Genomic DNA, 15,590 nt, shown 5'->3' on the forward strand with positions numbered 1-15,590 from the left:
TAGAAGGGGCACGTTTTAACACTTCATGCTGGAGGTGGCAAGTTAAAGGCACGGGAATGGATGGGGCATCCTTGCCCCTGATAACGAGGTGGAACTCAGAACTCGTAGCCAACGGACACTTTGAAGGTGCGCGCTTCCCCCTGGGTGACGTACGTGCCGGAATCATCAACACTGGCCCAGTAGTTTTCGTTGGTAACGTTGTCGATGCCCGCGCGAACGGTCATCTGATTTTGATTCTGGTTAAGCGCGAAGCGATAGCGCATGCCCAGATCCAGAGTGGTGTAGCTGTCGAGCTTTTTGGTATTGGCCAGGTCCGCATACTGAGAACCGGAGTGGTTCACACGCGCGGTAGCGGTCAGACCTTCAATCGGTTTGATGTCGTACTCGGCGCCCAGCACGGCGTAAAAGTTTGGCACGCCGATAACATCATTGCCCTGATTCAGGCCGTTGTTGGTTTTGGTCATCTCCGCCTGCAACCAGGTGGCGCTGGCGTTCAGACGCATGCCCAGCATCGGTTCGCCGAAGACATTCAGCTCAACGCCACGGTTACGCTGCTCGGCATCCAGACCATAATGTTTGGTTTCACTGTCAAGAATTGCCGACGGCATCTTGATCTCAAACAGCGCCAGCGAGCCGCCAACACGCCCGAAGTCTGCCTTCACACCCACTTCATTCTGTTTGGAATGGACGATACCGGTGCTCTGACCATAGTTGGTTGCGGTATTGGGTGCCGTTTTACCGGGCTGTAACGCTTCGGTGTGGTTGGCGTAGAAAGAGATCTCTTCCCACGGTTTATAGACGACGCCGTAAGTCGGCATCCAGCGACTGCCGTCAAAACCGTCGGCGGCGTTTTCCGCTCCGGTGATTTTGTCATAGCCCCGAATCACAACTTTCTGATGGCGCGCCCCGACGGTAAACAGCAGTTTGTCATCCAGCACGCCCAGCGTATCGCTCAGCAACCAGCCCTGAGTGCGGGTGCGCCCGCTGGTCAACGGATCGCTGTAGTTACCGCCTTTACCGTTCGAGTTGGTACTGGCCGGCGCATCAACGCCGCTGTTGTGGTAGATGTTGGTATACGGGTTATCCGCCGCTTTAGACATTTTCCACGCGATTTTTTCGTTTTTGCTTTGTGCCGAGTAGCCAACGTTCACCTTGTGCGAGACAATGCCGGTATCGAAATTGCCACGAATTCCCGCCATGCCGCTGACCGTGTCGCTGATACGGTTGGTATCAAGACGACTGGCGGTGGCCGTCCCGCTCTTATCCAGCAGTTTTGGCGCGCTGTAGAGACCTTCTTCGTGCGCGTGCTGAGCGCCAAGTCCGGTGTAGGCAGTCCAGTTGTCAGTGATGTCGTATTCACTACGCCACATGCCGAACTCGTTTTCAATGTCGCTATACGCCCATTTCTGCGAGAAGTTGCGGTCATTTTTTGGCGGCGTCGGAACGAAATCGACCGCAGAAATGTTGACGCTGGTTGGGCTACCGTGGAAGGTTTTCTTCTGATAACCCACGTCCAGTGAGGTGCGGAAGTTATCGCTTCTGTAGTCCAGACCGGTGGAGAGCAGCGTGGTGCGACGGCGATCGTCCTGAATTCGGGTTTCGCCTTCACGGTGGACCAGATTCACCCGCGCGCCAAACTGATCGTTGTCGCCAAAGCGACGACCGGCATCCAGCGTGGTGCCAATCTGTGAATCAGAGGTGTAGTCCACGCCGACTTTGGCCTGCGGGATATCGCCTGCATGTTTCGGCTCAAGGTTGATCATCCCGCCGACGGCAGAACTCGCGGCGCCGTTCATCAGGGCGTTTGCCCCTTTGAAGATTTCGATGCGATCCACCATCTGCGCATCCACCACCTGACGCGGCAGAATGCCGGACAGGCCGCCAAAGGTCATATCATCGCCGTCAAATTTCAAACCGCGAATGCGGAAACTTTCTGCACTGTTGCCGTAGCCCTGGACATACTGCACGCCCGCATCGTTTGCCACGACGTCGGCGATGGTTTTCGCCTGCTGATCCTCAACCAGTTTAGAGGTGTAGCTGATGACGTTGAAGGGAACGTCCATCGCGCGTTGCTGGCCGAGCATCCCCAGTCTGCCGCCGTTGGCGACTTGTCCATCAAGAAACGCCGGCAGCGGCGTGTCGCCGCCGGGTTTGAAATCACTATGGGTTGTCGCCTGAACCACAATGGTGTCTTCTGCTTTTTTCGCGGTGTCTGCCGCCCAGGTCGTGCCAGAGATTGCGCCAATCGTCAGCGCCAGAATTGTTTTGGTGTTGTTCATGTGAATGCCATCAAAAAGAGTCAATGTCGCGGGGGACAACATCCGTCCCCCGGCTGATTTTTATTATTTATTCAGATCAATACGTACAACGCTGTCCGGCGCGTCGGTTGAGTGGTCTTTATTAAATTTCTGTTTCACGGTGACATACAGCGTCTGACCGTCAGCAGAGAGCAGCAGGCTGTTTGGATTCGGCGGCAGGTCCCAGCTTTTCTTCACGCTGTAATCGGTCGCGTTGAGGCTGAGCAGCTTCCCGGAATCACGCTGGGTGATATAAATTTCGTTGCGTTTCGCGTTGAATGTCACCGCCAGAGAATCCCCCACGTCCAGTTGCTTCAGCACCTTGCCGGTGTGGATATCGAGCACCAGCGTGGTTTTCGCTTTGGAGTTATCGGTCACGAACAGACGTCCGGTTTGTGGGTCTTCTGCCATATTCAGCAACAGCGCCGGCTTGTCGCCCAGCGGCTTCCAGCGTTTCTCAACGCGCTGGTTACGCGGGTTGATCACCAGGATTTCACCGCCGCCATTCGCAGCGTAAATGCGCTGGGTCGTTTCGGAATAGTGCAGACCGGTCATCCATTTGCCGGTGTTTTTGATACGCGTTTTCAGCTTCAGCGTTTCGGCATCAACCACCCAGATCACCGCTGGATCGGCAACCGCGCCGATATACAGCAGGCCGTTATGCAGCAGTACCTGGCGTGCGCCATACGGGAAACCTTCCGCGTTCCGCTCCGGGAACAAGACGCGATGTTTGACTTTGCCATCCGCAGTGTTCAGCGCGCTCAGGCCACCGTCCAGCGAGTTGGTGACGTACACCGTTTTGCCGTCAGGCGAAATCGCCATACCAAAGTTTTTCAGATCCGTGTGGCTGCGACCGGTAGTCTTAAGGGTTTTGGCATCCAGTTTGTAAACCACCCCGCCCTGAACATCTTTAAAGCCTTCGGCACTGGCGACATACAGCGCGTCACCGGCTGGATTTAACGCCATCTCATACAGGCCATCCGCCAGATCGCGTTTTAACGAATCGGTCGCCACCGCTGGCGTCGCCGCTTTTTCAACGGTATTTGTCGCTGTAGTGGCGGGCGTCGTGGCCGCGCAACCGCTTAATGCCGCCGCGATCAGCACGGCCAGCGCAGTAATACTTTTTTTCATTCCTGGGTTCCTTACCAAAAAAGACACGCATTAAATAATAAAGAGAATGAGAACTATACTTATTCTCCTTTTCGAAGCAAGCGTATTTCGCGCAAAAAATACCCTTAATGAAACAGAGGTTCGAATTGTGAGAGCTCAAACGAAAATGGCGAGTGAACGATAATTTCTGCGAATTATTCTGGACGAACAGGCCCCACAGGCCACAGAATGCGATTTGCACTTTTTTTATATTTTTCAAACGAATGACTTAACCTAAATATCGTCATTCATGTGTCGGTCACGCCAGGCAACGGTGTCATGAATAAAATCATCAAACGACTCGAAATCATTAAAAGCGCCATCGAACTTGAGGATGAGGAGATCATCCAGCAGCAGCTTGTGCATCTGCAGCGGGAATCTGGCGATCCCGTAATAACGGCAATTGCCCGGGCTATCGAGACGCGTCGGTTCAGTGATGCAATGCGTGAAATTGCCACCTGGCTACAAAATCAGCGCGCCATAACCAGTTGGCAGGATCCGGCGATTGCCGCCAGCAAACTGGAACTTAAGGCGCTGGAAAGTCAGTTGCGGGAGCTAATCGACACCCGTAATACCCGTATTCAAATTCTGGATGAGTTTAACGACCAGTATCATCTGCGCCTCGGGCCATTAATGAGCCGTATTCTCGAGCTGCGTAAACAGCTCGCCGCCAGCGCCTTGCGTCGTCAGGAAGCGGAACGCAGACGCCGTGAGAAAGATTACCTTTCCTGTCAGCAGTACATCTCGCTGGCTGTCGATCGCTTAGCCCAGCTCAAACAGCAGTGGATGGGCATGGATTCGGCTTCTCGTGCCGCTGTCGACATCCGTCAGCGCATTCAGCAGCAAACGGAGCTGATTACCGATCTGCTCGCCGAGATCCGTGAACTGGAAGCCGATTTTTCCCGTCAGGATGACAGCGACACGCGGCAGGCGCAGGAAGAGGCAGCCCATGAATATGAGGAGTATCAGGAACAGCAGCAGGATGCTCAGCACCGTTTCGCACGCGATCAGCGTCTTTCAACGGATGAGCGTAATGAGCTTAAGCGCCTGTGGCGTCAGGCCAGCCGTTTGTGTCACCCGGACGTCGTCGCTGATGAACTGAAAGAGAAAGCGCACCAGATGATGGTGCAGCTCAATCTGGCGCGGCAAAATGCCGATCTGGCGGCCATTCGCGCCCTGCTCACGCAGTTACAAAGCGGTCTGGAACCAATGATGGCCAGTGACCGACTGAACAATCTCGACCATCTGCGGCAGAAAATCCAGCAGTTGCGGATCCAGATTGACGCGCTGCTGAAAGAGATCGCCGGGCTGGAAGCGGAAAATGCCTGGCGTCTGGCGACCTCGGTTCGCGATAAAGAAGCGTACTTTTCCGAGCAGGAGCGCGCGCTGGCTGAGCTTCGCGATACACTGGAGAACCAGGTAAAACATGTTGAGCAGGATCTGCTGGCGGGTTAAGACTTTTTTGCAAAAAAAAACGCTCTGGCACCGCTGGCCTACCTGAATAATCCGAGATCAGCACAAACAATCAAAAACAACATTTAATCATGCCAATGAAGACAATAAAGGTATTTTACTTCAAGTTAAAACGACAAATGCAGATTCATTAACTGACAACCTCTATTTTTTAAACAGTTCACACCACCCATCACATCTCCATTGCGACATTCACCAGGAATATTCCTAACGCACAATACCCGGGATCGCCATGCTAATCCCACTTCACCTGATTGCGCCCCTTCCCTCCCTTTTGTCTCCGCTATTTTTTAGGACTTCCCCGCAAACTCTCCATTATTTCCCCACCTTTTTTCATCAATCCATAAGTGAAATCTATCAATCATTCTCCAGAAGGTGAAATAAACGATTTATCTTAAATTTTAACAAAGCGTAATATTTCACTTGAGAATAATCCCAATACAAGATGCGGATTTAAACAGATTCCCGGCCAGGGAAAGAACCCTTTTTTAATGCGTTAAAGAGGGGCAGGATGCTATCGCCGATTCAAGGAGAATTTAATGTCAAAAGCTATTTTTATGGGTGATGATTATTACACCTGGCTTGGCATGAAAAATATTCTGCGCGGCACATCAATCTATTATGGCATGCAATATTATGCAGCCTGTTCACCGCCCTCTTCCTTCCCGGTTGTTCAAAATAATGATTACCTCATTATTCATCCCGAACAGACGGATATTCTGAAATACGCCAGTATCATTCGCCGTCTCTCCTCGCGTTCGTCACTGATGCTTTTTGTGCTGACGAATGCCGAAACCTTTGCGGTATTCCAGACCATTTGCGGCATGCAGATGCACTTTCTCGACCGCAAGTTGAGCCTTGACGCGCTGCACCGCCGGGTGACTCAACTCATCAACTGCAAGAACACCAGTGTGAACCAGCCACTGGCTAATGCCATGAGCGTGAATGAATTTAACGTCATGATGATGTATTCCCGGGGGTGGTCGCTGTCCAGAATTGCCACTATTGCGCATAAAAGCGAAAAAACAATCGGTACCTATAAAAGCAATATTGCCAAAAAGTTAGGGCACAACAACACCCATCTGAAATATATGTTCTCTCACTATCGTTAACCATCTACTAAGGAAATACGGCACGGACGACTGAGCATGATTTAAGGCGTTATCAATCACTAAAAATTATTCCGCCCTGCGGAAGGGACTCCTGTTTTCGAAATTTGACAACCCAGGCCAACTCATCGCGAGCCAACCCTAACCACAAACGCAACGTGTCAACCAACTAAAAACAGAAATGCAGACGAGGTTATTATGAATAAGGTTTACAACATCATATGGAATGCGACACTCGGGCTTTGGGTTGTCGCCTCCGAATTATCAAAAGGGAAGAAAAAAAGCAGTTCGCGTAAAACGGGACTGCTTGTTGTTTCCGGTTTATTTGCTGGCGTTTCTCTCACGGCCGTCGCTGCGCCGATCGTGACCGATGGCACACGCGATATCGCCGTGGATTACCAGGATGGCATCTCCGCCGGTGTCCATCAGGACGTATTCAACTACGGTTTTTTATATGAAAACCAAAACAACGCCAATGAACTGAATATCACCGGCGCGATCCCCAACATCGCCTACGGACAGACCGGCATTGTGGAATCATCGACCATCCGGGATCTGCTGGAAAGCGGCAAAATTATTATTACCGCCACCAACCTCGCCCACGAGCAAAAATCCATCACCACAATTGAAGAGCTGGCGGAATACCTGAGTCATACACAGTCGTCTACCCCGCAGCAAAGCGTGGAATTTCAGGTGATTGACCCGGCCGATCCCGAGACAACCTCCACCCTGAAGGTGTTTGATACCGCAAGCCTGGCAAACTTTATTAGCGTTTCACAGATTGGCGATGCCGTGCTTAACACGTTTGATGCCAATGTGTCGCAAATCTATAAGCAGTTTGGCTTTGCCCTTGCCAAAGATGGCGCAACCGCCAATCTCAATATTGGCGATAATTCACTGAAAGTAAGAGAAAATGCTATCCGTCTGCTGGCAAAAGACTCTTCTCTGCTCAAAGCGCAAGACCCGAACAGCAAGGTCAACTGGCAATCCGATAACTACATTCAGTTTGGTGCTGCGCCGGTCGTTCCGACCAAAACCTTTGCCGGTTCGAAACAGACCACCGTGTTTGGCAAAGACATTACCTTAATGACCTACGGCTACGACGAAGAGGGCAATGTCGTTGAAACGGGTAACCGCACCTTTTCCATCAAAAGCACGGCGGACCTGGCGAACTTCAACAACTGGCTGGTTGGCGCCGGCAGTGAGAGCGCCAAAACCCCCGACGGGCAAGATATCAGCCAGATCCAGCTCTGGCTGGATTCTGGCGCTATCAGTAAAGTTTCTGACGCACAGACCTACTACGCGAGCCTGATCAATCAACTGCTGACCTCCGGTACCAATGCCGACCTGCTGACCTGGGATTACGATGTCTGGACGGACGGACAGGCGCACACCAATAACACCACGGCGGCCACTGGTGAACTGCATGCCATCTACGCTAATGGCCAGGGCACCACCGGCACATTGGTTGCGGGCACAACTCTGGCTGTCGATGGCAGTATCAATGGGGCAATGAAGGCCGATGGCGAGGGTTCTATCGTCAATGAAGGCGCCCTGAACGTGCTGAGAACCGCTACCGGACAAGGGTTGGCGATTGGCATGCTGGCCAGTGATGCCAGTGCCACTAACCACGGCACGATTAACTCCGGTTTGTTTATCGACAAAGATGGTAATCAGAACGTCAGCAGTTACGGAGCCTACGGTATGCAGGGGCTGGGAAACAGCACCGTGGTGAACGAAGGGACCATTAACCAGGCCATCACAACGAACAACTACGGAACCGCAGCTGCAGCCGACCCATGGTCAACCGATAAACCCAACAGTTCTCTGACGCTCGCTATCGGTATGCAGTTGTCTGATCAAACCAACGGGACCAACAGGGGTGAGATTAACGTCGTGGACGGACGCGCTAACGGCGTCTCATTTGGCAAGGGAACGGCTTACGCCGTTGAAGTGTCCGGTGATGCCACCTTCACAAACGCCGCTGGCGGTACCCTTTACCTTGGGCGTGATGCCGTCACCCCCGCTGACGATGTTGCGATGGGCGGCGGTGCCAGCCCCAGCGCCGGGATCCTGACCCGAAGCTCAGGCGATGTCACCAATGACGGAACGATCACCCTCGGAAAAGGCGTTCGTAACGCGGCGGGGATCCTGGTCGGCAACGCCACCGGGAATGTGATCAACACGGGTAAAATTACCCTCAATGGCGACTCGTCGTCCGGCACCAGCCAGAACTTCGGTATTTCCGTGCGCGACAGCGGCAGCGAAAACGGCCAGCAGATCCGCAACGACGGCGAGATTACCGTCAACGGCCACAACAACATCGGTATCCATCTGACCGCCAGTTCGAAGAACGCGCATGTAACATCCAGCGATACAGGGGCGATCACGGTCGCGGGCGACGGCGGCACGTCAAACCGTAACTATGCGATCTGGGCTGAAGGAAGTACCACATCCCAGGCCACCGTCGACGTGTATTCCACAATCACGCTGGATGAAGTCGGCAACATTGGCGTTCATGTCCGCGATAACGCGGTGGCTAACATTAACAGTACCAGCAGTCCGCTGTTCAACAATAGCGATCAAATAGGCTACTACCTGTACGGCAAAGGCGCGACCGCCAATATCGGCGAAGCCGTTATGAACGATAACGGTCAGGCGCGCACCACGTTATTCCGCATTGCGAATGGCGCAAACTTTGCCGGCAATACGTTCGACCCGCTGACGCACCAGCCATCTAAACTCGAGATGACCTTAACGGGCGAAAAATCAATTGGCGTCTTCGCGACCGGTAAAGGCAGCACCGTGGATACGGGTGAAGCAACATTTACGGTAAGCGGCAACGGTGCGGCGGCACTGCTGCTCGAAGGGGGCGCAGAAGGCACCATCAGCGATAAGACCCTTATTGAACTGACCGGCTCAAATACCACTGCCGGGATTGTCGATGGTCAGGCGCATCAGTTGAACGGTAACAAACAGGGCACCCCTGTCGAAACCATTCTTAACTCCAGCGCCATCATTAAATCCCTGGATACTGGGCTGAACGTCATCGCCTATGTGGCGAAGAATCTCGGCAACATCGTTCTGCAACAGGACGCGGTTATCGATCTCGCCAGTAAAGACAGTATCGGTGTCGACGTGCAAGAAGGAGGACGGTTAACCAACAACGCATCCCAGGCATTGCATGTCAGCAACGGGATTGGCGTTCGCGCCTCTGGCAAAGATGCGCAGATCAAAAAGCTGGGCGCGATTGAGGTCGATGACGGTACCGCAGGCGTGCTGCTGACCAATGGCGCAACGCTGAATATCACTGCGGGAACCGGTGGATTAGCCGATACCATTACGACCAACGGCACGGCGGATGGGATTCGTCTTGAAGCCGGTGCGGGGTCGCTGGCCGCCAAAGGCGTCACCATCAGCGCATTGGGCAGCGGCGCAGGCATTCAGAACCATGCCGAAAGTTCGGATATCACGCTGAACGACGTCACGATTAACGCCAACGACGGTCCGGGGATCCGCACCAGCGTGGCGCTGAACGTGAAAGACGGCGCCAATAATATGCTCAACGTCACTGGCTCTGGATCAGGCTTTGCCTTCATGAAAGAGAACGGCGACAACGCGACCGGCGATTTGGTTATCGGCACCGGTTACACCGTGCTGGTACACAACGATACCGGAAACGCCACGGGGAACGGGATCGATGCCCGCACCAACGGCAGACTGACCACCCGCGCCGATATTACCATTCAGGACGCGACGGGCGGTTCAGCCATTCTGGCAAAAGACGTTTCCGCCATCACCAACAGCGGCAACATCACCTCCAACAGCGTGAAGGGTCCGGTGGTGGATGCCAGCGGCGACAGCAGCAAAACCATCACCAACAGCGGCACGATCCTCGCCGCCACCGATCAGGATGTCGCGATTCAGTCCGGTAAAGGCAATGACACCATCAACATCAGCGGCGGCAATATGCGTGGTGTCATCAATACTGGCGCCGGTAGCGATCGTTTTATCTGGAACAGCGGAACGTTCGCCGGGGAGGTGAACTTCGCGGGGACAACCAACAACAAGGCCAACATCGGCAACGTATCGCTGGCGAACACGCGCCACATCACCACGCTCGCCGGTACGGGTAACGCCCTCACCTTCACAAACACCAAGGGTAATATCGGTACGCTGCTGGCGGATGACCTCAGTCTGGGAACCCACATCGGCAGCGGCTGGAATACCTTAACGCTGACGGGCGCGCAGGCGGATATGCGCATCGTGGATAGTCTGACACTGACTGACGGCACCCTGGCCGTTAACGACGGCGCGACGCTGCGCACGGGCGATCATCGCGATGCCAGTAATACCGGCGCGACCATTGGCAACTACAGCATTACCACCAGCGGTAAGGCCAGCAACATCATCTTTGATACGCTGGGCAATGACGCTGACAGCCAGATTTATCAGGGCACTATCAGCGGTAGCGGCAACTTTGTCCGTGCAACGGGTGGCACGACGGTGTTCACCACCGACAATAGCTACAGCGGTTCCACTACGATCAATCAGGGCGGGATTTTACATCTCGGTCAGGGCGGCACGACGGGCGGTATCAACCCGGTTTCGCAGATCATTGATGACGGTATTCTGACCGTGAATCGCAGCAACAACGTCCTGCTTAACGGAGTGATTTCTGGTATCGGCGCGCTGGAGCAAATCGGTAAAGGTATCACCCGTTTAACCGGTGCCAACAGCTATAAAGGGGAGACCACCGTCGACAACGGCACACTGCTGGTCAATGGCGATCAGTCTGCCGCGACGGGCATAACCACCGTGAACGGCATTGCAACCCTGGGCGGCACCGGCACCCTCGGCGGCGACGCCGTGATGAATGACGCCACCACCCTTAGCGCAGGCGACGGCGGCGCGGGGACGCTGAAGATCAACGGTAGCCTGCAACTGGGTAGCAAAACCACCTCCGCGTTTGAACTGGGACAAGCCTTCGTGCCCGGCGGCGCACAAAACGATCTGGTTGATGTCGCCGGCAATCTGCTGCTCGACGGCACGCTGAACGTCAGCCAAAGCGCAGGCGGCACGTTTGGCCCAGGCGTCTACCGTCTCTATAACTACGGCGGCACGCTCGACAACCAGACGCTGGAGTTAGGCGACGTTCCGGCGGGTCAGGATAAGAGCAATCTTTTTGTCCAGACGGTGCTGGATAAGCAGGTCAACCTGGTCAACACCAACGGCGTCACGCTGCAGTTCTGGGACGGCGCGCAGACGGGCGAAAACCACGGTAAAACCGGGATTGAAGGCAACGGTAAAATTGACGGTGGCGATGGCAAATGGATGGCTATCGGCAGCCTGGGTGATAACAACTGGACGCAGCAGGATGGTATCGGCAACGCGCCATGGGCGCAAAAAGCCTTTGCGGTCTTTACCGGCAACGCCGGTACGGTCGAAGTCGATCAGAGCGCCGGCAATGTTCAGTTCTCTGGCGCGCAGTTTGACGCGGACGGCTATGTCATCAAAGGCGATGCGCTAAACGCATGGGAAACCACCGCGGGCAGCAATGAGCTGATGCTGCGCGTCGGTGCCGGTGGCGCAGGCGATAACTTCACCGCAACGATCGAATCGACGATCCGCGAAGGTGACAGTGCGGATAGCCTGACGCTGGTCAAAACCGACCAGGGACGTCTAATCCTCAGTGGCGACAACACGTATCATGGCGGCACGCGTATCGATGGCGGCACGCTACAAATCTCGGCAGATAACAATCTGGGCCAGGCGGGAACCGGCGTCACTATCAACAACGGTTCAACGCTACAGCTGGGCGCGGATTTCACCACTCAGCGCACTCTCACCCTGGGGACATCTGGCGCGGATGCAGTGTTCGATCTGAATTCGCACCACTTCTCCCCTGTTGGCGATATCGCGGGCGCGGGCAACCTGAAAGTCACCAGCAGTACCCATGATGCGGCCAGCACGCTGTCGCTCGATCGGGCTAACCGCTATCAGGGCACAACGCTGATTGAAGGTACCGGACAAGCGCACAACGTCACGGTAAATGCCAGCCAGACGGGAACATTTGGTAGTAACGCCAGCAGCACGGTGAGCGTAACGAAAGGCGCGACGCTGAACATCAGCGGCGCAGCAACCGGTCTGCAATCCCTGACGCTGGACATTGCCGACAGCCTGTTAACGCTAAAAGACACGGTCACTGCCGCCGACGCGACGCTGAATCTGAACGGCACAGCAAAGGCGCTGATTGCAGGCAATGCAACCGCAGGACAGTCGACCATTAACGTATCAGAAGCGAGCACGCTGGCGCTGGAAGAGGATGCCAGCGGCGGCAGCGCAACGGTGACCAACAGTGGACTGATCTCCTTTGCCGATCGTGCGCTGGCGGAAATGACTACCGTGAAAAATCTCTCCGGCGGCAACGTGGATATCAGCAACGTCGACAGCGCGACGTCCATCGGTTCGTTGTCCGGCGCGGGCAACGTTATGCTGGGCGATAAAACCCTCTCCCTCGGTAATCTGGCGCTGGATGACACCATCAGCGGCATCATCAGCGGTGACAGCGGCAATCTGGTGAAAATCGGCGACGGAACGCTAACCTTAACCGGCGACAACACCTGGACCGGCACCACATCGGTCGATGAGGGCGTACTGCTGGTCAACGGTAATCAGGCGGCGGCGACCGGTGACGTAACGGTCAAGGCGGGCGCGACGCTGGGCGGCAACGGCATTATTGGCGGCGCGGTGAATGTTGCGGATAACGGCCATATTACCGCCGGTTCCACACTTAACAGCGTCGGCAAACTGACCACCGGCGCTCTGACGCTGAATGAGCTGTCGCAACTGGATTATCAGTTTGGCCAGGCGTATACCCCAGGCGGTGCCTTCAACGACCTGATTAACGTCAACGGCGATCTGGTACTCGACGGCAAGCTCAACATTGAAACCTCACCCGGCGGCAGCTTTGATGTCGGCGTCTATCGCGTCATTAACTACTCCGGCACGCTGACCAACAACGTGATGGACATTGCCAACGCCCCGACGGCGGCAGACAGTCTGTACGTGCAGACATCGGTTAACAATCAGGTCAACCTGGTAAACCACGGCGGTCTGACGCTGCGCTTCTGGGACGGCACCGGCGGTGAGAATGGCGAACTGAAAAACAACGGCGTGATCAACGGCGGCGATGGTATCTGGCAATCCAGCCACGGCAACGATAACTGGACCACCGATGAATCCACACCGGAAGGCGCGCTGAACGCTCCGTTCACCGATGCCGCGTTCGCCGTCTTCCAGGGGGTGGCAGGCAATGTCACCGTGGATAACAGTCTGGGTAATGTGATCATCAGCGGCGCGCAGTTTGCCACCGATGGCTACCGTGTAGCGGGCGATGCCATCACCACTGACACCGCCAATACGCTGATTCGCGTCGGCGACGGCACCGTCGATGGTGCAGGGTATATCGCCACCATCGACAGCGAGATCCGCGGCACCGGCGGCGTCAATAAGAGCGACCTCGGTACGCTGATCCTGACCGGCGAGAACAGCTACAGCGGCGGTACAACGATTACGGCAGGGACACTGCAGGTTTCCGGCGATAAAAACCTCGGCGCAGCCAATACCGGGATCACCTTTAACGGCGGTACGCTGAAGTATGGCGATGCGTTTAATACCGCCCGCCAGGTGACGCTGGAGTCCGGCGGCGGGACCTTCGACACCAACGGCTTCAACGTCGAACTGTTGACCGACGTTGAAGGCAGCGGCCAGTTAACAAAAACCGGCCAGGGTACGCTCATGCTTACGCTCGACACCACCTACACTGGCGGTACCCACGTCGTGCAGGGCACGTTGCAGTTGGGTAATGGCGGTGAGATCGGCAGCGTACAAGGCGATATCATCGCTGACGGCATACTGGATGTGAAACGCTGCAACAGCTACACCCTGAGCGGCAATATCAGCGGCGAAGGACAGCTCCACCACACCGGCAGCGGCATCACCACGCTGGAAGGCGCGAACAGCTACAAAGGCGCAACGCTTGTCGCCAACGGGGTTCTGCAGGCCGGTGGCACCAATACGTTGAGCGCAGCGTCTCATCACTATGTGGCGAGCGAAACCGCGCTGAAAACGCAAGGCTACGACCAGACGGTCGCCGGATTAACCAACGGCGGCAGCGTGTCGCTGACGGGGGCGGCGATCGGTTCCGCGTTGACGGTGAAAGGCGATTACAGCGGCAAAAACGGGACGCTTGAATTAGCCGCGGCGCAGAACAGCAGCGGTCAGGGTATTGCGGACCGACTGGTGATCGATGGCGGTAAGGTCAGCGGCAGCACGCTGCTGAATGTAGACGGTTCCGGACTGGGCGCGCCGACGGTGGGCGATGGGATCGAAGTGGTGACGGCGAAAAACGGCGCCACCACCACGGCACAATCCACGCGTGACGGCTTCTATCTGGCGAGTAACCGGATGTCTGCCGGGGCGTTTGAATATCAGTTGTATGCCGGCAACGCGAAAGGCCAGGGCGAAAACTGGTACCTGCGCAGCGAATATCGTCCGGAAACCATGCTCTACTCCGGTCTCGCCAGCGTGGTGCGTCAGGGCGACCTGAGTTTGTTAGGCAATATGCACCAGCGAATGGGGGACGATGCGCGACCGGGTCTCGATGAAGACAACCGTGCGTGGGCGAGAATGATTGGCTACTCCGGTAAAACCAAACTGGACGATGTCACCGGCACGCAGACCACCAGCCACACGATGGGGATTCAGGCAGGGGTTGACCTTTACGCGGATACCAGCTGGAAAGCCGGTGTATACACCAGCATTCTGGATATCGACAGCAGCGTCAAAGGCAGCAACGCGGGTAGCGCGGGTAAAGGCGGTAACATCGATGACAACGCGTTTTACCTGGGCGGTTACGCCACCTGGTTCTCCACCGATGGCATGTATGTGGATAACGTCCTGCAATACGGTAACCATGATGCTCGCCTGTCGGCATCCGGAAACAAGGGTTCCCATACCGTGAAAGGCCATACGCTGACCGCCTCGACGGAGATCGGCAAAGCGTTCCGCTTAGGGGCAAGCGCATGGAGTCTGGAACCTCAGGCGCAGTTGATCTATCAGTACAGCGATTTTGATGACAGCACGCTGGGCGGCGCGACGAAGACGAAGGTCAGACTCGATACTGCCGATGCCTTCACCGCCCGTGTCGGGCTGCGACTGAAAGCTGACTATGACACCCGCCACGGTAAGATTCAGCCATATGGCCGCGTCAACCTGTGGCAGGGTCTGGGGTCGAAAGACAAAACCCACTTCAGCAATGCGGTTGCCACCACGACGCTGGAATCCTCGCAGCAGTACTCCAGTACCGAAGTCGCGGCAGGTCTGAGCTGGAACATCGACCGCGACCTGCAGGTGTACGGCGAACTGGGAACGCAGTTCAACAACGGCGGGCATAAATTGCAGGTGGAAGCGCCAGTCAATGCCTCTATTGGCTTTAAAAAGTCGTTCTGACAACCTCTGAGGGGAGTAGGCCGGGTGAAGGCAATGCCTCACCTGGCCT

Annotated in this window: 5 protein-coding genes; 3 read left to right on the forward strand and 2 right to left on the reverse strand. The window is 55.5% G+C overall.

Features of this window, described 5'->3' with window-relative positions:
• Window positions 1–95 precede the first annotated feature (95 nt).
• A complete protein-coding gene (locus WM46_RS11805; RefSeq protein WP_102602337.1) occupies window positions 96–2,279 on the reverse strand; it encodes a TonB-dependent receptor in 2,184 nt (727 codons plus the stop codon).
• A gap of 63 nt (window positions 2,280–2,342) precedes the next feature.
• Window positions 2,343–3,428, reverse strand: coding sequence for a YncE family protein (locus WM46_RS11810; RefSeq protein ID WP_102602338.1), 1,086 nt, complete (start codon window positions 3,426–3,428; stop codon window positions 2,343–2,345).
• Window positions 3,429–3,725: 297 nt separating this feature from the next.
• Here WM46_RS11810 and WM46_RS11815 point away from each other — a divergent pair, with 297 nt between their 5' ends.
• The 3 genes from WM46_RS11815 to WM46_RS11825 all read left to right on the forward strand — a co-directional run bounded on the left by WM46_RS11815 (window position 3,726) and on the right by WM46_RS11825 (window position 15,541).
• Window positions 3,726–4,901 carry a DnaJ family molecular chaperone gene (locus tag WM46_RS11815; RefSeq protein WP_061076751.1) on the forward strand — a complete coding sequence of 392 codons (1,176 nt, stop codon included), beginning with the start codon at window positions 3,726–3,728 and terminating at the stop codon, window positions 4,899–4,901.
• A 557-nt stretch (window positions 4,902–5,458) separates the two neighbouring features.
• Complete coding sequence (locus WM46_RS11820; protein WP_102602339.1) at window positions 5,459–6,031, forward strand: helix-turn-helix transcriptional regulator; 573 nt, start codon at window positions 5,459–5,461, stop codon at window positions 6,029–6,031.
• A 195-nt stretch (window positions 6,032–6,226) separates the two neighbouring features.
• On the forward strand, window positions 6,227–15,541 hold the full coding sequence (locus tag WM46_RS11825) for an autotransporter outer membrane beta-barrel domain-containing protein (protein ID WP_102602340.1): 9,315 nt from the start codon (window positions 6,227–6,229) through the stop codon (window positions 15,539–15,541).
• Window positions 15,542–15,590 lie beyond the last annotated feature (49 nt).

The organism is Citrobacter freundii complex sp. CFNIH2 (assembly GCF_002880615.1).
Classification (GTDB): domain Bacteria; phylum Pseudomonadota; class Gammaproteobacteria; order Enterobacterales; family Enterobacteriaceae; genus Citrobacter_A; species Citrobacter_A amalonaticus_F.